Annotated in this window: 15 protein-coding genes; 7 read left to right on the forward strand and 8 right to left on the reverse strand. The window is 64.6% G+C overall.

Annotated features, from left to right (window positions below; translation table 11 throughout):
• Window positions 1–166 precede the first annotated feature (166 nt).
• From rnd to AC1RR3_RS29295, 5 genes are all read right to left on the reverse strand, one after another.
• Window positions 167–1318: a ribonuclease D gene (gene rnd, locus AC1RR3_RS29275; RefSeq protein WP_492827173.1), complete on the reverse strand. Its 1152-nt coding sequence runs from the start codon at window positions 1316–1318 to the stop codon at window positions 167–169.
• 412 nt (window positions 1319–1730) lie between these two features.
• Window positions 1731–3062 carry an ABC transporter substrate-binding protein gene (locus tag AC1RR3_RS29280; RefSeq protein WP_492827175.1) on the reverse strand — a complete coding sequence of 444 codons (1332 nt, stop codon included), beginning with the start codon at window positions 3060–3062 and terminating at the stop codon, window positions 1731–1733.
• 11 nt (window positions 3063–3073) lie between these two features.
• The gene (locus AC1RR3_RS29285) at window positions 3074–3943 is read right to left on the reverse strand and encodes a carbohydrate ABC transporter permease (RefSeq protein ID WP_492827177.1); all 870 of its coding nucleotides are present in this window, start codon (window positions 3941–3943) and stop codon (window positions 3074–3076) included.
• Window positions 3940–4890: a carbohydrate ABC transporter permease gene (locus AC1RR3_RS29290; protein WP_492827179.1), complete on the reverse strand. Its 951-nt coding sequence runs from the start codon at window positions 4888–4890 to the stop codon at window positions 3940–3942. Before AC1RR3_RS29290 ends, AC1RR3_RS29285 begins: the two co-directional genes overlap by 4 nt.
• Window position 4891: 1 nt before the next feature.
• Window positions 4892–5743: a phosphodiesterase gene (locus AC1RR3_RS29295; protein WP_492827181.1), complete on the reverse strand. Its 852-nt coding sequence runs from the start codon at window positions 5741–5743 to the stop codon at window positions 4892–4894.
• A gap of 255 nt (window positions 5744–5998) precedes the next feature.
• Here AC1RR3_RS29295 and AC1RR3_RS29300 point away from each other — a divergent pair, with 255 nt between their 5' ends.
• Window positions 5999–7012 carry a M23 family metallopeptidase gene (locus AC1RR3_RS29300; RefSeq protein WP_492827183.1) on the forward strand — a complete coding sequence of 338 codons (1014 nt, stop codon included), beginning with the start codon at window positions 5999–6001 and terminating at the stop codon, window positions 7010–7012.
• A 16-nt stretch (window positions 7013–7028) separates the two neighbouring features.
• Complete coding sequence (locus AC1RR3_RS29305; RefSeq protein ID WP_492827185.1) at window positions 7029–7349, forward strand: DUF805 domain-containing protein; 321 nt, start codon at window positions 7029–7031, stop codon at window positions 7347–7349.
• A gap of 11 nt (window positions 7350–7360) precedes the next feature.
• Here AC1RR3_RS29305 and AC1RR3_RS29310 read toward each other — a convergent pair whose 3' ends face one another.
• The gene (locus AC1RR3_RS29310; RefSeq protein ID WP_492827187.1) at window positions 7361–7786 is read right to left on the reverse strand and encodes a hypothetical protein; all 426 of its coding nucleotides are present in this window, start codon (window positions 7784–7786) and stop codon (window positions 7361–7363) included.
• Window positions 7787–7798: 12 nt separating this feature from the next.
• Window positions 7799–9274: a protein adenylyltransferase SelO gene (locus tag AC1RR3_RS29315; RefSeq protein ID WP_492827189.1), complete on the reverse strand. Its 1476-nt coding sequence runs from the start codon at window positions 9272–9274 to the stop codon at window positions 7799–7801.
• A gap of 195 nt (window positions 9275–9469) precedes the next feature.
• On the opposite strand from AC1RR3_RS29315, the gene aspS reads away from it, so the two are divergent.
• Window positions 9470–11242 carry an aspartate--tRNA ligase gene (gene aspS / locus AC1RR3_RS29320; protein ID WP_492827191.1) on the forward strand — a complete coding sequence of 591 codons (1773 nt, stop codon included), beginning with the start codon at window positions 9470–9472 and terminating at the stop codon, window positions 11240–11242.
• A gap of 153 nt (window positions 11243–11395) precedes the next feature.
• On the opposite strand, the gene AC1RR3_RS29325 is transcribed toward aspS, so the two are convergent.
• Window positions 11396–13366, reverse strand: coding sequence for an aq_1923 C-terminal domain (locus AC1RR3_RS29325; protein ID WP_492827193.1), 1971 nt, complete (start codon window positions 13364–13366; stop codon window positions 11396–11398).
• 247 nt (window positions 13367–13613) lie between these two features.
• On the opposite strand from AC1RR3_RS29325, the gene AC1RR3_RS29330 reads away from it, so the two are divergent.
• The 4 genes from AC1RR3_RS29330 (at window position 13614) to AC1RR3_RS29345 (ending at window position 20541) form a co-directional block, all read left to right on the forward strand.
• Window positions 13614–15923, forward strand: a complete 2310-nt coding sequence (locus tag AC1RR3_RS29330) for an NADP-dependent malic enzyme (RefSeq protein ID WP_492827195.1) — start codon at window positions 13614–13616, stop codon at window positions 15921–15923.
• Between the two features lie 297 nt (window positions 15924–16220).
• Window positions 16221–16673, forward strand: coding sequence for a DoxX family protein (locus tag AC1RR3_RS29335; protein WP_492827197.1), 453 nt, complete (start codon window positions 16221–16223; stop codon window positions 16671–16673).
• A 236-nt stretch (window positions 16674–16909) separates the two neighbouring features.
• Entirely contained in the window at window positions 16910–18292 is a 1383-nt protein-coding gene (locus AC1RR3_RS29340; RefSeq protein ID WP_492827199.1) for an outer membrane protein, read from the forward strand.
• Window positions 18293–18534: 242 nt separating this feature from the next.
• Window positions 18535–20541 carry a tetratricopeptide repeat protein gene (locus tag AC1RR3_RS29345; RefSeq protein ID WP_492827201.1) on the forward strand — a complete coding sequence of 669 codons (2007 nt, stop codon included), beginning with the start codon at window positions 18535–18537 and terminating at the stop codon, window positions 20539–20541.
• Window positions 20542–20550: the final 9 nt, after the last annotated feature.

Consider the following 20550-nt stretch of genomic DNA (forward strand, 5'->3'; position numbering starts at 1 on the left):
CCAAAACCGAAATCTCTCGATCAGCGAATTAGTGGACTTGCACAATTGCGAGGAGCGAAGCGACGAAGCAATCCAGACTGCCTCCACGGAAAGATTCTGGATTGCTTCGCTGCGCTCGCAATGACGATGCGGTTGGCATTGCGCCAGCCACAAAGGTGCCCGCGGGCTATTCCGCCCGCTGAACCCCGATCACGCGACCCTTCTCGATCGCCAGCGCCAGCTCGCCGCGCTTGAGCTTCAAGGCGGCGTCGCCGAACAGCTCGCGGCGCCAGCCGCGTAGCGCCGGCACGTCGGCCGCGTCATCGGCTGCGATCTCTTCGAGATCGTCGACGGTTGCGATCACCTTGCTGGCGACGGCGTGGCGCTCGGCGGTCATGCGCAGCAGCACCTTCAGCAGCTCGACGATCGCGGCGCCATTGTTGTTGTTGCGCGGCTTCTCCAGCTTCGGCAGCGTGGCGTGATCCCGCGCCAGCCCGCGCTCGACTGCGGCGACGATGTCCGCGCCCCATTTGGATTTCTCAAAACCCTTCGGCACCGAGCGCAAGTTCGCGAGCTTCTCCAACGTGTTCGGCGCATGCGTTGCGATGTCGCTGACGGCTTCGTCGCGCAGCACGCGGCCACGCGGCACGTCGCGGCTCTGCGCTTCCTGCTCGCGCCAGGCGGCGACTTCCATGAGCACCGCGAGATCCTTCGGCTTGCGCACCCGCGTCTTCAGCCGTTCCCAGGCGCGCTCGGGGTGGAAATCGTAGGTCTTGGGCGAAGTCAGAACCTCCATCTCGATGGAGACCCATTCGCTGCGGCGGCGCTTCTTCAAATCGGCATCGAGGGCGGCAAAGACGTCGCGCAGATGCGTGACGTCGGAGACCGCGTAATGCATCTGCTCCTTGGTCAGCGGCCGGCGCGACCAGTCGGTGAAGCGATGGGTCTTGTCCGGGCGGTGTCCGGTGACCTTCTCGACCAGGGCGTCATAGGCGATGCTGTCGCCATAGCCGAGCACCATGGCCGCGACCTGGGTGTCGAACACCGGGTGCGGAATGATGCCCGCCTGGTGCCAGATGATCTCGATGTCCTGGCGGGCGGCGTGGAACACCTTCAGCACGCCCTCGTTGCCCATCAGCTCGAAGAACGGCTTGAGGTCGATGCCCTCGGCCAGGGCGTCGATGACGATGGCTTCCTCGGGGCTGGCCATCTGCACCACGCATAGCAGCGGGTAGTAGGTGGTCTCGCGCAGGAACTCGGTATCGACGGTAATGACGGGGTGCTTGGCCATCCGGCTGCAGGCAGCCGCGAGGTCAGCGGTGGTGGTAATCAAATCCATGAACGGCCCATGACAAGTACATCAGCCGTTCTGCCGAAAGCGCTGTGATGTCAAGGGGCTCTAAGCGAATTCGAGCCTTGCATCGGGCTGGAATCGCGTCTTTCCGACGAAATTCCTATTCGTAACGGACCCGATTCGAGGATTTGCGGGCGCAGGGCAGCGCCACCACGACCACGCACATGGCCACCAGCGCCAGTCCCAGGAACTCGAAAACCAACAGATCCACGGCAAAACCCCTCGGAAACATTGCTAAACTTGTCTGGGGTGCGTTGAGGGTCTGTTAAGCGTCATGGTTACCGGCGGCGGGGGCGGCCGGATGGTGGACGGGGGGTTAACGGGGGGCAACCGCTCAAACGAATTCGGCGCCCCGTATGACGGAGCGCCGATATCCGTTTGCCGTTGCAGCCGGCCCTTACGGCAGCTTCAGCGAGGTCTCCGCATTGTACGGCTTCAGCGTCTCATCCGCGGCCTTCTGAGCGGCGACAAGGGCTTCCTTCGGCTGCTTCTTGCCGTTGAGGACCAGCATCACCTCGTCCTCCAGGGTCTTGCGGACAGGCACGGTCTTGTAGGTCGCAAACCACGGCTTGGCGACCTCGAGCTGCTCGACGGCGGTCTTGGCGTCCGGGTTCTTGTTGAGGAAGTCGACCATGTCGGGTGTCTTGTAGGCGGCCATGTTGGGCGCGAAATAGCCGGTGGCGCGGCTCCACCAGGCGCTCTTCTCGGGCGAGGTCATCCACTTGATCAGCGTCCAGGCGGCCTTCTGCTTGTCGCCTTCGAGGCCTGCCGGAACGATCAGCGAGGCGCCGCCGATCGGCACGGCGTTGCGGACGTTGCGCGGGATGAAGGCGACCTTGTAGTTGAACTTGGCGTTGTCGCGCACATAGGTCAGCGAGCCCGTCGAGAGCATCATCATCGCGGCGTTGCCGGAGATGAAGGAGGTGCTGACGGCCGGACCGGGCGTGGCGCCGGGCGGATGCACCTTGTGCTTGGTGACGAGGTCGTTCCACCAGGTCAGCGCGCCCAGCATCGAGGGCGTGTCGTAATAGACCTCGCCGCCGAACTCCTCGTTGTAGTAGCGCCCGCCATTGGTCATGGTGAGCGTTTCCATCATCCAGCCGCAATAGTCGTAGGCGCAGGGGATCGCGATGCCCCATTGGGTCACCTTGTCGCCCTCGCGCTTGGTGAGCTTCTTGGCCCAGTCGGTGAGCTCGGCCCAGGTCTGCGGCGGCTTGCTCGGATCAAGGCCGGCTTCCTTGGCCTTGTCGGCGTTGATGTAGAGCAGCGGCGTCGAATTGTGGAAGGGCACGCCGTAGACCGAGCGGTCGATCACCGCGTTGCCCTGCAGCGCCGGGAAGAACTGGCCCAAAAACTTTTCTTTGGTGGTGCCGTCGGCGGCGATCAGCGGATCGAGATTGGTGAGCTCGTTCTCGATCTGCATGTCGAGCAGGAAGTTCGCGGACATGATCACGGCGGCGGGCGGCTTGCCGGCCTTGATCGAGGCGCGTGTCTTGATCAGCGTGTCGTCATAGGAGCCGGTGTAGACGGCGGTCGCCTTGATCGCGGGATGGGTTTCGTTGAACTCCTTGATCAGGGTGCCCATGTCGCGGGCGAGCTTGCCGTCGACGGGAACGGGGAAGAACAGGTCGATCTCGGTCGGACCTTCGGCCATCGCCGGGACGGCGAGGGCGCCGGCCATAGAGCCTGCCATAGCAATGCCAAGCATAAGCCTGCGGGAAAACAGCATCGAAAAATCTCCTATTTGATGCCTGAGGTGACGAAAGAACTGATGAAGCGTTTCTGGAAGATCAGGAACGTGATGAGCAGCGGCGCGATCACCATCAGCGTGCCGGCGGCGATGGTGCCCCAGGCCTGCGTGCCTTCTGCCGTGGCGGTGAACACGGAGAGACCGACGGTGAGCGGCCGCTTGTCCGGCGAATTGATCACCATCAGCGGCCACAGGAAGTCGTTCCAGTGGCTGGTGACGGAGATGATCGCGAAGGCCGAAAAGCTCGGCATCGACAGCGGCACGTAGATGTGGCGGATGCGCTGGAACAGGCTGGCGCCGTCGATCAGGGCGGCATCTTCCAGCTCGGTCGGGATCGCCTCGAACGCCTGGCGCATCAGGAAGGTGCCGAAGGCCGAGGCGAAGAACGGCATCATCACGCCGGTCAGCGTGTCATAGAGGCCGAGCTGCGCCACGATGGTCAGGTTCGGCACGATCAGCAGCACCGGCACCAGCATCAGCTGCATGAGGAAGAGATAGAAGATCAGCGACTTCCCGGCGAAGTCGAGCCGCGCAAAGGCAAAGCCCGCCAGCGTGATCGTGACGAGCTGCACGAGCAGGATGCCGGTGCAGATGATCGTGGTGTTGAGGGCATAGCGCGGGAAATCACCGATCTCCCAGGCGTCCCTGATATTGTCCAGCGTCGGTTTCAGGCTCGGCATCAGCTCGGCCATGGTGTTGATGCCGTCCGAGGCAGGGCGCAGCGTCGCCACGCCCATCCACAGGAACGGGATCAGCCAGACGATCGCGAGCAGCACGGTCAGCGCAAAGCCGAGCTTGGGCGTGATCTCGCGGCGCGTGGCGAGCGGGGCGTCTCTAAGCAGCCAATCGATCAGTGTCATGCCCCGCCCTCGCGGCTCGCCATGGTGCGGAACGAGAGCGCGGTGAGGCCCATCAGCGCGGCGAGCGTCAGCAGCGTTGCCGCCGAAGCCTTGCCAACGTCGTAGTGCTCGACCGCCTGCTGATAGATGTAGAACAGCACGAGATTGGTCGCGTTCGACGGCCCGCCCTTGGTCATGACGAAGACATGGTCGACCTGCGTCACCGCATTGAGGATTGCGATCACGGTGACGAACAGGAAGGTAGGCTTCAGCTCCGGCAGGATGATGTGGCGCAGCCGCTGATACGGACCTGCGCCGTCGAGATGCGCGGCCTCCATGACATCCTCCGGCACGGACTGGAGGCCGGCGAGGAAGAACAGCATGTAATAGCCGGCGTTCTTCCAGATCGTGATGACCATGATCGCGTAGAGCGCGATGTCGGAATCGCCGAGCCAGTTCGGCAGCACCGGAAGCAGGCGGCCGATGTAATAGTCGAGCAGGCCGACATTGGGCAGGAAGATGAACAGGAATAGCGCAGACGCCGCGACCATCGGGATCAGCACCGGCAGGAACAGCGCGGCGCGAAGCGCGCTGCTCACCGCGCTGGTGCGCGACAGCGCCAGCGCGAACAACAGCGCTAGGCCGATGCTCGGGATCGCGGTGCCGACGGCGTAGATCAGATTGTTGACGACAGCGCCGGTGAAGGCGGGGTCGGCCAGCACCGCGGCGATATTGTCGACGCCGACGAAACGGATTGGCGCCTTGGGCGTGGCGCGCTGATACAGCGCGTCGATGATGACGCGCCCCATCGCGCCATAGGTGAACAGCGCGAGGAAGACCAGCGAGGGCAGCAGCAGCAGATAGGCAGGCAGCGAGGCTTTGAAGCGGCCCACGAACCGCTTCAGGACGTGCAGGCGCGGTGCCGCCGAAGTCGCGACCGGGAGAGCCGCGGGTTCAGCGAGGCTCATGTCATCGCGCCGGGAAGTTGAGCGCATAGGCGCGGCCGTCCACTCCGGCCGGTGGCTCGAAGGGGAAGCGCAGATTGGTGTCGAGGAAGTCGTGGCTGTGCACGACGAGGTTCTGATCGTCGATCAGCACCACGCCATAGGCCGGCGGCTCGTGGCTGGCGAGATGCTCGGTTGCGGTGGCGTCAAGCTCGAACCAGACCTGGTGGTTGGTGCCGCGCAGCGTCGAGAACGGGATCTTGCCGTAGCTGCCGAAGATCGGCCGGTGCACATGGCCGAAGAAGAGATGGCGGATGCGCGACCGGTAGGGCGCGATCACCTCGGCGAACTCCGCGCTCTGTGCCAGCGAGATTTCGTCCATCGCGTGCACGCCGACCGGGAACGGCGGATGATGCATGAACACGACGAACGGCATGTCGGCGGGCGCAGCGGCCAGCGTGCTCGCGAGCCAGCCGAGGCGCTTTGGGCACATCTCGCCGGCGTGGCTGGTCTCGTCGAGCGTGTCGAGGAAGACGAACAGGCCGTGCTCGGTGGTGCGCGTGCCCTGCACGAAGCCGTTTGGGTCGCGCGGCGCGGCCTTCAGGCCGTCGAGGCAGGCCACGCGCTTGTCGTGATTGCCGACCATGGCGATGTAAGGGATTTTCAGCGCCGCCATGGCGTCGGCGAAATTGGCGTAGGATTCAGCCTCGCCCCAATGGGTGAGGTCGCCGGTCACGACTGCGAAGGCAGCATCGGACTGGTGCGTGTTGATGTCGGCAATCGCCGCATCCAGCCGGGCGCGCGGATCAAGGCCATAGAGCTTCAGTCCGGGGTTCGCGAGATGCGTGTCGGTGATGTGGATGAATTTGAAGGGCATGGCGCGCTTTGTCGGGACTGTTGGAGGTTGGGCGCCTCCGGCAAGACGGCGCTGACAGGCCGTTAGAGCGCGAGTGTTTCAGTTTGATGACAGCGGTTCCGGCGGCGTGCCGATCATGTGGACAGGCCTGGACCAGCCGCCTGCCGCGGGATGACCTGTCCCGATTGAGGCGCGCGGCGCGGTCTACCTTGCCGCGAAGATGCGGCTATGGTTTGCTCAGGCTGCACATTGCATTTGCATCACGAGATCCTTCGCATGGTGACGCCGCGTGTTTTCCGCCAGTCGGGATGGCTTGCTGCGCTTCTGCTGCCGGTCCTTCTCTGTGCCATCTCCGATGTGGCCCGCGCCGAATTCAACTTCGCTCGCTACAGGGAGACCGATCTCGACGAATTCCTGGCACGGCAGCGGCCGACCGCCGGCCGGGACGTCTATCCGATGTCGCCTGTGAAGCTCGACGTCACGTTGGCTTCCCCTGGCGGGCCGTGTCCGAGCCAGGATTTCATGCGATCGCTGATCACGAGCGGCATGCCCAAGTCGGGCGCCGACGGCTTGCAGGTGACCAACTGCATCACGGTGCGCTCCGCCGGGGGACGTGAGCTCAAGGTCTTCATCCAGGATGTGGTCTACGGTTTTCTTCCGCAGGAGGTGCAGGTCGGGGACAAGCTGTCGCTCTATGCGATCCACATCTACACGTCGCCGGAAGGGCCGGGCCTTCTCGTCAATGAATTCCTGACCCCGAAAAGCGCTCCGCGTGCGGACACGCCGCCGCCGAACAAGGCGATGACGTCCTGCGGATGCTGGACCCAGGACGAGCATCCTGGCATCGATTACACCATGGAGAAGGCGGGCGGTCCGGTGGCGGCGATGGCGGACGGCGTCGTCGTCAAGATCGAAACCAGCGAGCAGGCGCCGGCCGATCTGCCTGTTATCGGCGGCTGTGGCCGCTACGTCGTGCTCAAGCACACTTATCCCAATGGCGGCATCATCTACACGCGTTACGTCCAGCTCGGCCGCATCAATGGGCCGAAGGGCGTGCCGCTCGCGGTTGGCGCGACCGTCAAGGCCAAGGACCCGATCGGCGAGATCGGTCCCAGCAAGGTGCTGCATTTCGAACTCCGCCCCGTCGGTCCCGGCAACACGAGGGCGGACAAGGCGTGGGCCGAGCGCTACGCCAAGGTGCCTGACATGGAATGGTCGCGTTACAATCCGGTCGATCCGCAGAAATTCGACGCAGCATCGTTCGGCGGAGTGAGGAAGGCGACGAAGTAGGGTGAGGGCGCCTGTCGTGGAAGTCTTACGGTTCCTGTTTTCATTCAGGGGACGCGTCAGCCGGTTCGATTATGTGTTTCGCTTCTTGATCCCGCTGGTTGTTGTTCATGCTGCGGTGATCGCTCTTGTCCCGCCACTTCAGTTTAACGTGGCATTCGGTGTCGTCGTTTTGCTCTCGCTCTGGCCGAGTTGGGCTGTCGGTGCCAAACGTTGTCACGATCGAGGGCGCTCAGGCTGGTTTCAGCTGATCGTGCTCATTCCCATCGTGGGACCGCTACGGCTAATGGTCGAGTTGGTCTTCCTGCCTGGCGTAGACACGACGATCAGTCGGTCATAGGCCGCAAACGCTCAATTCGGTTGTTTCGATGCCAGATATTTCGTCCAGCTGTTGAGCAAATCGGCAGCGCCCGCCTGACTTTCAACTGGTGCGATCCAGTCGGTCGCTTCGCGCGACAATTCGAGAGCGTCCAACACCTCGCTGACGAGTGGCTCAACCCCGTACTTAGCGAGATGCGACGCCTCGACATATATCGTCGGCCCCTTTGCGCCGTGATACTTCACCGAATATTCCAGCTCCGACACGAGCACCACACGTCCGGAAGAAAGCCTCAGCAGCATCCCGCTGGCGGGACCAAGCCCGTCTTCCTCCCAATGATCGATGTTGAAGCTAAAGCGACCAGCAATGTTGGCGACGCTTACGACAAGGCTAGCGATGGGCCAGTCGGTGGTTGAAAACCGGTAATCCGGAATTTGCACGACCTTGGCCTCAGGCATCCGCTCGTCGCCTCACGTCCCGCAGAACGTCTGCAACACCCGCTGATCCGGCAGCGGCGGATCGGCGTAGGCTGCGTAGTCAGGCTGGTCATCGAACGGCTTGGCGAGCACCTTCACCAGCTCCTCGAACGGCGCGTAGTCGTCGTTGTTGACGGCGGCCTGGATCACGGCCTCGACGCGATGGTTGCGCGGGATGAAGAGCGGGTTGACGGCGTGCATGGCGGTCTGCCGCTCGGCCGCGGATTGCGGCTCGGCCGCGAGACGCTCATGCCAGCGCTTGGCCCACTCATCGAAGGCTGCGGGGTCCGTGAACTGCGCGCGCGCGTCGTCCGCTACGGGATCTCCTGCAGCGTCCCCCAGCTTGCGGAAGGTGAGGGTGAAGTCGGCCTGGTTCTTCGCCATGGCGTCGAGCAGGTCCTGGATCAGCGCGTCGTCGCCGTCGCGCTCCGTGAACAGGCCGACCTTTCTGCGCAAGCCTGCCTGATAGGCCGTGCTGAACGTCTCGGAGAAGGCGCCGAGAATGTCCTGGGCCTCCGCGACCGCCTTGTCCTGGTCATCGGAGAACAGCGGCAGCAGGCATTCGGCAAGGCGCGTCAGATTCCACAGCGCGATGCGCGGCTGGTTGGCGTAGGCGTAACGGCCCATCTCGTCGATCGAGGAGAACACCTGCGAAGGGTTGTAGGCGTCCATGAAGGCGCAGGGGCCGTAGTCGATGGTCTCGCCGGAGATGGAGCTGTTGTCGGTGTTCATCACGCCATGGATGAAGCCCACCAGCAGCCAGCGCGCGACGAGGTTTGCCTGGCGCGCCACGACGCCGGCGAGCAGGGCGTGATACGGCCGCTCGGCGTCGATCAGTTCGGGGTAATGACGGGCGATGACGTGATCAGCCAGCCGGCGGACCGCCTCGGTGTCGCGGCGCGCGGCAAAGAACTGGAAGGTGCCGACCCGGATATGGCTCGCGGCAACGCGCGTCAGCACCGCGCCGGGCAGCACGGTTTCGCGCATGACGTGCTCGCCGGTGACGACGGCGGCGAGCGAGCGCGTGGTCGGGATGCCGAGCGCGTACATCGCTTCGCTGACGATGTACTCCCGCAACACCGGCCCGAGCGCGGCGCGGCCATCGCCGCGGCGGGAGAACGGAGTGGGGCCCGAGCCCTTGAGCTGGATGTCGCGGCGAAGGCCGTCCCTGTCGATGATCTCGCCGAGCAGGATGGCGCGGCCGTCGCCGAGCTGAGGCACGAAATTCCCGAACTGGTGGCCGGCATAGGCCATGGCGATGGGATCGGCGCCTGAGGGAACCGTTTTGCCGGCCAGGATCTCGGCACCCTCCGGGGTCTCCAGCATATCAGGATCGAGCCCGAGCTGGACCGCCAGGGGGCGGTTCAGCTTGATCAGCCGGGGGGCGGCGACAGGGGTTGGCGCGACGCGGGCGAAGAAGTTGTCCGGCAGCGCCGAATAGGAGTTCTGGAACGGGAAATGGACGGTCATGGAGGTAAAGATAGGCGGGGAACGCCTGATGGCAAAGGCTTGAGGTCCAATCGGCCAAAAATGGGCCTTTTGGGCCCAAAACAGCCCGTTCCCTTGGTTGCCGCTTTGGTCCTCCCGAGGTAAACCCTGCCGCAACTTTCGGACCGGCTGCCTCAGCCGTCCGATTCGATCCTCAGACATCATTTTGGGACGACCATGCATCGCTACCGGTCACATACATGCGGCGCGCTCCGCGAGAGCAACATCGGCGAGACGATCCGCCTCTCGGGCTGGGTCCATCGCGTTCGCGACCATGGCGGCGTGCTGTTCATCGACCTGCGCGACCATTACGGCCTGACCCAGTGCGTGGTCGATCCGGACTCGCCGGCGTTCTCGCTGGCCGAAAAGCTGCGCTCGGAATTCGTGGTCAAGATGGACGGCAAGGTCCGCCGCCGCCCCGAAGGCACCGACAATGACGATCTGCCGACCGGCAAGATCGAGATCTATGTCAGTGAGATCGAGGTGCTGGGCCCCGCCGGCGACCTGCCGCTGCCGGTGTTTGGCGACCAGGAATATCCTGAGGACATCCGCCTGAAGTACCGCTTCCTCGATCTGCGTCGCGAGAAGCTGCACCAGAACATCATGACCCGCGTCGAGATCATCAAGTCGATGCGCCGGCGCATGGAGGGGCAGGGCTTCTTCGAGTTCAACACCCCGATCCTGACCGCGTCCTCGCCGGAAGGCGCGCGCGACTTCCTGGTGCCGTCGCGCATCCATCCCGGAAAATTCTACGCGCTGCCGCAGGCGCCGCAGCAGTACAAGCAGCTGCTGATGATGTCCGGCTTCGACCGCTACTTCCAGATCGCGCCCTGTTTCCGCGACGAGGACCCGCGCGCCGACCGCTTGCCGGGCGAGTTCTACCAGCTCGACGTCGAGATGAGCTTCGTCACGCAAGAGGACGTCTTTGCGGCCATGGAGCCCGTCATCACCGGCGTGTTCGAGGAGTTCGCCAAGGGCAAGCCGGTGAGCAAGAACTGGCGGCGCATCCCGTTCGCGGAAGCCTTGCGCAAATACGGCAGCGACAAGCCGGACCTGCGCAACCCCATCGAGATGCAGGACGTCTCCGAGCATTTCCGCGGCTCCGGCTTCAAGGTCTTTGCGCGCATGCTCGAAGATCCCAAGAACCAGGTCTGGGCGATCCCGGCACCTGGCGGCGGCAGCCGCGCCTTCTGCGACCGCATGAACTCGTGGGCGCAGGGCGAGGGCCAGCCCGGCCTCGGCTACATCATGTGGCGCGAGGGCGGCGAGGGTGCCGGCCCGCTTGCGAACAATATCGGGCCTGAGCGCACCGCCGCGATCCGCGCGCAGATCGGCGTCAAGGAAGGCGATGCCGCCTTCTTCGTCGCTGGCGACCCCGACAAGTTCTGGAAGTTCTCTGGTCTTGCCCGCAACAAGGTCGGCGAGGAATTGAACCTCACCGACAAGGAGCGGTTCGAGCTCGCCTGGATCGTCGACTTCCCGATGTACGAGTACAACGAGGACGACAAGAAGGTCGACTTCTCGCACAACCCGTTCTCGATGCCGCAGGGCGGCCTCGACGCGCTGACGGGCCAGGACCCGCTGACCATCAAGGCGTTCCAGTACGACATCACCTGCAACGGCTACGAGATCGCCTCGGGCGGCATCCGCAACCACGTGCCGGAAGCGATGGTGAAGGCGTTCGAGATCGCCGGCTATGGCGAGCAGGAAGTGGTCGACCGTTTTGGCGGCATGTACCGCGCCTTCCAGTACGGCGCGCCGCCGCATGGCGGCATGGCGGCGGGCGTCGACCGCATCGTGATGCTGCTCTGCGGCACCACCAATCTGCGCGAGATCTCGCTGTTCCCGATGAACCAGCAGGCCATGGACCTGCTGATGGGCGCGCCGTCGGAAGCGACGACAAAACAGCTCCGCGAGCTGCATGTGAAGGTGAATTTGCCGCAGAAGTAAGTCTCGTGCCCCGGACGCAGCGCAGCGTCTCTTCGACGGTGCGCTGCAGAGCCGGGGCCCACACCTCGGCATCAGCGGCCTCTCTGGGTCCCGGCTCTGCGCAGCGTCACTGCGTGCCGCAGCGCGTCCGGGACACGAGATCAACCAGCTCTCCTACAGCCCCGTCGACGCCTCGATCCTGAACTGCGCCAGCGCGACGATCGGCTCGTGGTTCAGCACGTCCATGAGCTGAAGCACCGGCACCTTGCCGAGCGGCGTCAGCTTGATGGTCATCGTCTGTCCCGATGTCGCGACGAAGCCCGCGAGCGCGTCCACCGCCACCCTGGCGTCGAGATTGGAGGCCGCGATCCGCTCGCCCTGGGCCCGGATCATCTCGACGATGGCGCTGCGCGCGGCGTCGCGGCTGACATTCTGGATCCGCGCGAACTGCGCCACGACGAGATCGACGACGCCGCTGTCGCGCAACGAAAGCTCGATCGCGCCGGTCTCGATCTGCGCCGCCTGTCCGATCACCTGCGCCGCATCGAGCGAGAACACGCCGCGCGGCACGTTGGCGAGCGCGAGGCGGACTTGCGCCCTGGCAAGGTTGGCGAGGTCAATGGTGGCGGGCGTGAGCGCGAAGGTGCCGGACGACTCGGTCCATGCCGCGCCGAGATCGAGGTCGATCCCGAGCTTGTCGACGCCGGCCATGGTCAGCGCCCGCTGCGCCGGATTGGTCGGGTCGGTGGGGGTGACCATCTTCACGACCAGATTGGCCTTGCTCGGGATCGACCCGACCAGCTGGCCCCAGTTCAGCCGGATCGTATCGATGGTGACGGGCTGCCGCGTGTTCTTGAAAGGAGAGACCACGCCCTTGATCTCGGCGCCGTCGAGCACGCGGAACAGGCCCAGCATCTGATCGGGCGAGGGGGGCTGCCCGGGATTGGTGAGGCCTGCGGCCCAACGCATCAGGTTCGCCAGGCTGAGCGATTTGAGCGCGAAACGCTCCATCTTCACCTGGCCTTGCGGCGTCGGAGCATCGAGGCCCTCGAGCGCGAACTCGCCGTCCTGGTACTTGATCGCCCTGAGCCGGGGCGTCCCTTGCGGCGTCGTCATCGAGATCGTGCCGATCTCGATCTTGCCGACGCGCAGGCCCTCATAGAAGCCGGCGACCTTTTCCAGCATCTCGCGCGATTGCGCCGGCGTCGGCAGAACGGAGCGGTCCGCCGGCAGCAGCGCCAGGATCTCGGCCGGGCGGAATTTCGACGGCTGGACGGCGATGTCGGAGACGGCAATTCCGTCGATCTGCATGCGCATGCCCAGCGTCGACGTCGCCACATAGGCGCCGCTCGAGATCTGGCCGTAGACGCGATGATAGCTGTCGTCGCCCGCCTTCTGCGGATCGAGCGCGGCGGCGATCGCGGTCGAGTCGAAATCATTGATGATGATGGTGGAGATCTCGCCGGTCAGCTTGTCGGTCTTGCCCGCCTGCTGCACGTTGATCGTGAAGGTGGCGCGGTCCACCTTCATCGCATCAGCCTTGCCTCCGGCGAGGTTCTGGACCGCGAGGGCCGAATAGACGACCTCGCCGCTGCCGCCGGCGCTGTTACCGGCATCGAAATTGATGTTGATGGTCGGGGCGGTGACGGAGGTTGCGCTCACGCCCGCGTACTGATCGAGCACAAATCGGTACATGTCGATCAGGGAGCCGGACGCCGGCGCGCTTTGAACGTGCAGGGGACCGGCGAAGTCCCGCAGGCTCAGCTGAGGGATCTTGTAGGCGACTTTCAACTTCCCGGGGCCGAGCTCGTCCAGCGCGACCTCGAAGCCCGAGATCTCGATGCTGTCAGCCGCAAAACGCGTCTCGTCGACCTGGCGGACGCCGGCGCCCTTGATGGCACCGATCTTGACGCGCGCCTGGGGCTGGTTGGCGGGCTCGACCGCGATGTCCTCGACCGTCAGCGTCCGGCTCGACAGGTCGAAGGCCACCTTGCCGTGGCTCGCTTTGCTGCCGCCGGCGCGGAGCCGGTCGAACGCGGCTTCGACCTCGGCGGTGGCGCGGTGCTGGGCGTAGAGATTGAAGCCGAACCACCCGCCGGCAGCGAGCACGACGAGTGCGATCAGACCGATCAGAATTCGCTTCATTCCCAGCTCCAGTTGCTCGTTTTGCACTGCGCAACCTGGCATATTCGCGAAATACCGCGCGGTCCAGGGAAAGCTAGCGCTATCAGATATTTGACCATGCGCCCTGTTGATGAGGGCGCAATCGGATGTTGCCACCGGGCCTTCGGCCGTGCTTCATCCCGTTTCCACGGCCCGGAAATACCGTCCGCTTTGGACGGCCACTCCGGATGATGCATTTTGAGGCCGGTAACGCGAGGCAAGACACCGCATGTCGTCCTATTCTGATGATCTCCACCAGGCGGCGCTGGCCTATCACCGACTGCCGCGCCCCGGAAAACTCGAGATCCAGGCGAGCAAGCCGCTTGCCAACCAGCGCGACCTCGCGCTTGCCTATTCTCCGGGCGTTGCCGCTGCCTGCATGGAGATCGCCAAGAACCCGGCGGAAGCCGCGACCCTGACCACCCGCGCCAATCTGGTCGCCGTGGTCTCGAACGGCACCGCGGTGCTCGGCCTCGGCAATATCGGCCCGCTGGCCTCCAAGCCCGTGATGGAGGGCAAGGCCGTCCTGTTCAAGAAATTCGCCGGCATCGACGTGTTCGACATCGAGATCGCCGCCGACACCATCGAGCGCGTGGTTGAGACCGTGGCGGCGCTCGAGCCGACCTTCGGCGGCATCAATCTGGAAGACATCCGCGGACCGGAATGTTTCGAGATCGAGGCGCAGCTGAAAGAGCGCATGAAGATCCCGGTCTTCCATGACGACCAGCACGGCACCGCGATCATCGTCGCGGCCGCCGTCACCAACGCGCTCCGGCTCAACGGCAAGAAGCTCTCCGACGTGAAGATCGTGGCATCGGGGGCAGGGGCCGCGGCGATCGCGACCCTCAACCTGCTGGTCTCGATGGGCGCGCAGCGCAAGAACATCTGGGTCTGCGATATCGACGGCCTCGTGCACGAAGGCCGCAACACCACGATGGACCGCTGGAAGGCGGTCTATGCGCAGAAGACCGACAAGCGCACGCTTGGCGACGTCATCGGCGGCGCCGACATCTTCATCGGGCTCTCGGCACCGGGTGTGCTCAAGCCTGAGATGGCCAAGGCGATGGGCGACAAGCCGCTGATCATGGCGCTCGCCAACCCGACGCCGGAGATCATGCCGGAGGAGGCGCGCAAGGTGCGCCCCGACGCCATGATCTGCACCGGCCGCTCCGACTATCCGAACCAGGTCAACAACGTCCTCTGCTTCCCCTTCATCTTCCGCGGCGCGCTCGACGTCGGCGCCAGCGCCATCAACGAGGAGATGAAGCACGCCGCGGTCGAGGCGATCGCGCAGCTCGCGCGCGAGGCGCCGTCGGATGCGGTCGCGCAGGGTTTTGACACCGGCGAGACGCAGGGCTTCGGCCCGGGCTCGTTGATTCCGAGCCCCTTTGATCCACGCCTGATCCTGCGCATCTCGCCGGCGGTCGCGAAAGCCGCGATGGAATCGGGCGTCGCAACGCGCCCCATCACCAATTTCGACGAATACACCGCGCTGCTCGAGCGCTTCGCCTTCCGCTCCGGCCTCGTCATGAAGCCGATGTTCGCCAAGGCCAAGACCCAGCCGGTGCGCGTGATCTACGCCGAAGGCGAGGACGAGCGCGTGCTGCGCGCCACGCAAGTAGTGCTGGAGGAGAAGCTGGCGACGCCGATCCTGGTCGGCCGTCCGTCGGTGGTCGAAGCACGCATCAAGCGCTTCGGCCTGTCGATCAAGGCGGGCAAGGATTTCGACCTCGTCAATCCCGAGGACGATCCGCGCTACCGCTCCTACGTGCAGTCCTATGTCGAGGTCGCCGGCCGCCGCGGCGTGACGCCGGATGCGGCGCGCACCGTGGTGCGCACCAACAACACCGTCATCGCGGCGCTGGCGGTGACGCGCGGGGAGGCGGATGCGATGCTCTGCGGCGTCGAGGGCCGCTATATGAGCCATCTGCGCCACGTTCGCGAGATCGTCGGCTTCTCGCCGGGGATCGTCGACTACGCGGCGCTGGCGCTGCTGATCACCAGCAAGGGCGCGTTCTTCATCGCCGACACGCAGGTGCGGCCCAATCCGAGCGCGGAAGAGCTCGCCGAGATCGCATCGCTCGCCGCGGTCCACGTCCAGCGCTTCAACATCAAGCCGAAGATCGCCTTCGTCTCGCATTCGGATTTCGGCAGCTACGATACCGAATCCTCGCGCAAGATGCGCCGGGCGACCCAGCTGTTGAAGGAGAAGCACCCGGAGATCGAGGCCGACGGCGAGATGCAGGGCGACACCGCGCTTTCGGTGGCTGCGCGAAAAATGGTGCTGCCGCACTCCAAGCTGGAGGGCGAGGCCAACATCATGATCATGCCGACGCTGGACACCGCCAACGTCGCCTACCAGATGATCAAGTCGCTGGCGGATGCGCTCCCCGTCGGCCCGATCCTGATCGGCCCGGCGCGTCCGGCACATATCCTGACGCCCTCGGTCACCGCGCGCGGCATCCTGAACATGACGGCCGTCGCGGTGGTGGAAGCGCAGGAGCGCGCCGCCCGGCAGCAGCCGACGTTGTTTACGTAGGATGCCGTCTTACCCTCTCTCCTTGTGGGAGAGGGTGGCTCGCCGCGTTAGCGGCGAGACGGGTGAGGGGTCTCTATCCACGAGTCCCACTGCTATTGAATTCGCGGATAGATACCCCTCATCCGGCGCTTCGCACCACCTTCTGCCACAAGGAGAGAAGGTGCACCGCCCGCGCCAACTTTGAATTACTTTCAGTTCGCCATTTCCCCGTTTGTAAACCGGCGCACGACTCATCATAATCGCGCGGTAGTCTCGTCAAGACGCCGATTTCAAAAAGCCTGAGCCAAGAGGCCGATCATGCCAGCGTTCGTGACTTTCGGGCGAATCCTGTTCGCCGTGCTGTTCATCTACACGGGCGCAACGAAGTTGTTCGCCATCCAGGCGACGGCGGATTTCATCGCCACCAAGGTCGTGGTGCCAGATGTGATCGCGCCTTACGCCAAGCAGGTCGAGACGCTGACGGCCATGACCACGCCGCAGCTCTTGGCCATCGCGGTCGGCGGGCTCGAGATCATCGCGGGGCTGATGATCGCGCTGAACTTCGGCGCGCGGTTCTTCGCGATGCTGATGATCGTCTATATCGCGGTCTCGACCGTCCTGTTCTCCGATTTCTGGAATCAGGCGGCGCCCGACAACGCCAAGATGCTGGTCGACGCGCTGAAGAATCTCTCCATCATCGGCGCGCTGTTCATGATCATGGGTTATGGCCGTGCCACGCGTTCGGCAGAAACGGCCTACGGCGACGTGTAGCCGAGTCGAGGCTTTCAGAACGTCTTGGCGCGTCCATCGCGTGAACCCTCATTCACACATTATGGCTTTAAGATCACAGCGATTCCACAAAATCTTCGCCGCTGTGAATCGCGCGCGCCTGCGGGCTTGTCGAACTCTGCGAGTGAAGAATATTAGCGCTCGGGCGGTTGCGTGTCTGCAACCGGAGGCGACGGGGGCGGGACTTGGTTCATTCGAAGCGACGGGCAGCGCGTGCGGTGGCTGTTCTGGGGGCGGCGCATGTTGCAGCCTTTACTGCAACGGCGGCGGGCGCTGCTGACTTGCCCGTGAAGGCGCGGCCGCTGGCTGCGCCCGTGGCGAACTGGACCCAATTCTATGTCGGCGGTGGCCTCGGCTTCGACTTTGCGACGGGCCGGTCGCGCCTTGCGCCGGCTGGCGGTGGGGCGGATTTGTTCAATCTCGACGGCTTGCAGGGCGCCGATCTCGGTCTGTCGGCCTTCGCCGGCTTCGACGTCCAGGTCGCGCCGCGCGTCGTGGTCGGCGGCTTCGTCGATTACGACTGGTCGCGCCAGCGGACGACGGCTAGTGCATCGAGCCCGTTCTTCTTCGGCCAGAGCCTGAGCGCCGCGCTGCCGTCGCTCGACCAGGGCTGGACCATCGGCGGCCGCGCCGGATTCCTGGTGACGCCCGATATCCTGCTCTACGGCCTTGCCGGCTACAGCGAGATGCGGATCAACAACTGGAACCTGAACTACGTGATTTTCGGCGGTCCGTCGTTCACGGTTCAGGAGCCGGCGCTGACCTCGCACGGCTACACGGTCGGCGCCGGCGCGGAATATCGCCTCGCCAATAACGTGTCATTGCGCGGCGAATACCGCTATGTCGCGCTTGGCCAGCAGACCACGGTCGATCCGCTTGGCGCGGTCTGGACCACCGACCTGTCCCAGCATGTGGTCAGGATCGGCGCGGCCTATCGTTTCGGCCAGTTCGGCGGGCCTGCGACCGCAGCAGCAGCGCCGGTGCTGAATCCGACCTGGACGGGCGTCTATGTCGGCGCGGGCATCGGGGGCGACGTCATCACGCCCCATGTCGCCGGCTCGTTCGCCGGCGTGCTGGATATCAATGCGTCCGGTCTCGGTGGCGCCGATGTCGGCGGCACCTTCACCATCGGCTACGATCGCCAGGTCGCGCCGAAATGGGTCATCGGCGCATTCGGGCTGATCGATGCCGGAACCAATGGCGGCGCCAAGGTCAAGGCATCTGGCGCAGGTGTCGAGATCTCGTCGGATCTGGCCGCGGTGAAGTGGGGATGGACGGTCGGCGGACGTGTCGGCTATCTCGTGGCGCCGGAGACGATGGTCTATCTGCTCGGTGGCTATAGCGGAACAACCGCGCAGTCGATCTCGTACAATTTCCTCGGATTTCCCGGCACCGCTCCGACGCGGGAATATCACGGCGCGACGTTCGGCGGCGGCTTCGAGCGCTTCTTCACCGACAGCATCTCGGCCCGCGCCGAATATCGCGTGACGCATCTCGGAACGCGAGACGATCTGGCGTCGGATTTCATGACCAGCCTCAGCGCCGGCGGCACGGTGCACACGCTGCGCGGCGTGCTGGCCTATCACCTTCCGGCGCCGTAGGTCCCTTCGTAGGGTGGGTCAGCTTGGCGGTCGCGCGAAGCGCGGGCGCCGGGCGTAACCCACCAACGCTTCTCACCGCGGATACAGAAGTTGGTGGATTACGCCTTCAGCTACTCCACCCTGCCGCTCGCCGCCTGAGCAGCCGACCCGTGGACGCTCGCGGCGTGTCCAGCTTCGCGCAAGGTCGTTGCTGCAGGATGATTGGGAGCGAGTCATCGCGTCGATGATGGGGCCCCCTCATAATGTTTGCCGAAGCGTCGTCAGGCCCTGTGTCATTCGAGGCCGCTCTCGCGCATCATCGCGCAGGCCGCCTGCCGCAAGCCGAGGCGATCTATCGGCAGATCCTGGCATCCGAGCCGGATCATGTGGACAGTCTTCACCTTCTGGCGGTTGCTTCGCTCCAGGCTGGTCGCCCCGACACCGCGCTCGATCTCACCATCCGAGCCGTCAAGCTGCAGCCTCGCAACAGCATCTATCACGGCAACATGGCTAGCGCCTTGCGTGCGCTCGGACGAAGGGACGAGGCCATCGCGAGCTACCGGGAAGCGCTGCGGCACAAGCCCGACAATCTGGATGCGCATAATCAGCTTGGCATCTTGCTGGGCGAATGCGGCGACCTCACGGGCGCGGAGGCTCATTGCCGGCTCGTGCTGAGACATCCTCCCGGCCTCGACCTCAACGTCGCGCGCGCCCATGTCGATGCCCGTTTCAATCTCGCCAATCTGCTGGTGAGGCGGAAGCAGTTCGGCGATGCGATCAGCGAGTTTCGGCATGTGTTGCGGCAGAAGCCGGATTTTGCGGCGGCCCATTGCAACCTCGGGGCTGTGCTGTTCGATCTGTCCGCGTTCGAGGAATGCGAGCGCTGCTATCGCGAAGCCTTGCGCTTCAACCCGAAATTTGCGGAGGCGCATGCCAATCTTGGTGGTCTGCTCGTCAAATTGGGGCGCCTCGACGAAGCGGAGGTCAATCTTCGCGAAGCCTGCAAGCTCAAGCCAAATTTCCCCGAGGCCTTGAACAATCTCGGTGACCTGCTGCGACTGCAGGGACGTCTGGAAGAGGCAGAGGCGTGCTGCAGGGAAGCTCTGCGTCTGAAGCCGGACTATGTCCAGGCGCAACTGACCCTTGGCAATGCCCTTCGCGAGTCCGGTCGATTCCACGAAGCGGAGCCCTGCTATCGGGCCGCTCTCAATCACAATCCGGGCTGGCCGGAGGCGCTCAATAATCTCGGCACCCTGCTGTTCGATCTTGGGCGGCCTGACGAAGCCATTCGAAGCTTGCGAGCGGCGGTGTCGCAAAGGCCGGATTATCCCGATGCGCATTTCAACCTCGGGGTCTCGCTGTTGCTGGCCGGCCAGTTCGACGAAGGCTGGCGGGAATACGAGTGGCGGTGGAAGCAGGAGACGAAGAAGCCGTTTCTCCGCGGCTTCAGCCAGCCGCACTGGGATGGCGGCGATATCGGCGATCGGGTCCTGCTGTTGCATGCGGAGCAGGGGCTGGGCGATACGCTCCAGTTCTGTCGCTTCGTGCCGGCAATCGCGGCGGGGCGGCGGGTCGTCGTCGAGGTGCAGCGGCCGCTGATGCCGCTGCTGGCGGGCCTACCGGGTTTCGAGAGCATCGTCGCCCGTGGTGATCCGCTGCCGCCATTCGATCTACATTGCCCGCTGGTGAGCCTGCCGCGGGTTCTCGGCACCACGCTCGACACCATTCCGCAGCAGGCCTATCTCCGGGCCGATCCGCAACGCGCGGCGGCCTGGCGCCAGCGCGTCGCGCAGCTCGATGGCATCAGGGTCGGCCTCGTCTGGGCAGGCAATCAGACGATGAGCGGCGACCGGCGCCGATCCATGCCGCTCGAACGATTGTCAGAGCTGGCGGACCTGCCGGGGGTCAGTTTCGTCTCGTTGCAGAAGGGACCGGCGGCCAGCCAGTCGCCGCCGCCCGGTCTGTCCCTGCATGATTGGACCGGCGATCTCCACGACTTCGGCGAGACCGCCGCGCTGATCGAGGCCCTCGATCTGGTCATCGGTGTCGATACCGCGGTGGTGCATCTTGCCGGCGCGCTCGGCCGGCCTGTCTGGCTGCTCAATCGCTTCGATCGGTGCTGGCGGTGGTTGCTGAACCGCGACGACAGCCCCTGGTATCCGAGCTTGCGGCAATTCCGGCAGCCTCAGCCCGGCGATTGGGGCAGCGTCCTCCAGGACGTGCGCGTCGAACTCCAGAAATGCAGTTCGCCCCGAACCACCGTCGCGTGACGTCGCGCG

Source organism: Bradyrhizobium sp. GW821-FHT13H05, assembly GCF_058804065.1.

Coding starts and splice junctions, on each gene's coding strand:
- AC1RR3_RS29280 (WP_492827175.1), bottom strand. CDS start 3,062: ATGCTGTTTTCCCGCAGGCTTATGCTTGGCATTGCTATGGCAGGCTCT.
- rnd (WP_492827173.1), bottom strand. CDS start 1,318: ATGGATTTGATTACCACCACCGCTGACCTCGCGGCTGCCTGCAGCCGG.
- AC1RR3_RS29330 (WP_492827195.1), top strand. CDS start 13,614: ATGTCGTCCTATTCTGATGATCTCCACCAGGCGGCGCTGGCCTATCAC.
- AC1RR3_RS29335 (WP_492827197.1), top strand. CDS start 16,221: ATGCCAGCGTTCGTGACTTTCGGGCGAATCCTGTTCGCCGTGCTGTTC.
- AC1RR3_RS29325 (WP_492827193.1), bottom strand. CDS start 13,366: ATGAAGCGAATTCTGATCGGTCTGATCGCACTCGTCGTGCTCGCTGCC.
- AC1RR3_RS29295 (WP_492827181.1), bottom strand. CDS start 5,743: ATGCCCTTCAAATTCATCCACATCACCGACACGCATCTCGCGAACCCC.
- aspS (WP_492827191.1), top strand. CDS start 9,470: ATGCATCGCTACCGGTCACATACATGCGGCGCGCTCCGCGAGAGCAAC.
- AC1RR3_RS29285 (WP_492827177.1), bottom strand. CDS start 3,943: ATGACACTGATCGATTGGCTGCTTAGAGACGCCCCGCTCGCCACGCGC.
- AC1RR3_RS29300 (WP_492827183.1), top strand. CDS start 5,999: ATGGTGACGCCGCGTGTTTTCCGCCAGTCGGGATGGCTTGCTGCGCTT.
- AC1RR3_RS29315 (WP_492827189.1), bottom strand. CDS start 9,274: ATGACCGTCCATTTCCCGTTCCAGAACTCCTATTCGGCGCTGCCGGAC.
- AC1RR3_RS29310 (WP_492827187.1), bottom strand. CDS start 7,786: ATGCCTGAGGCCAAGGTCGTGCAAATTCCGGATTACCGGTTTTCAACC.
- AC1RR3_RS29345 (WP_492827201.1), top strand. CDS start 18,535: ATGTTTGCCGAAGCGTCGTCAGGCCCTGTGTCATTCGAGGCCGCTCTC.
- AC1RR3_RS29290 (WP_492827179.1), bottom strand. CDS start 4,890: ATGAGCCTCGCTGAACCCGCGGCTCTCCCGGTCGCGACTTCGGCGGCA.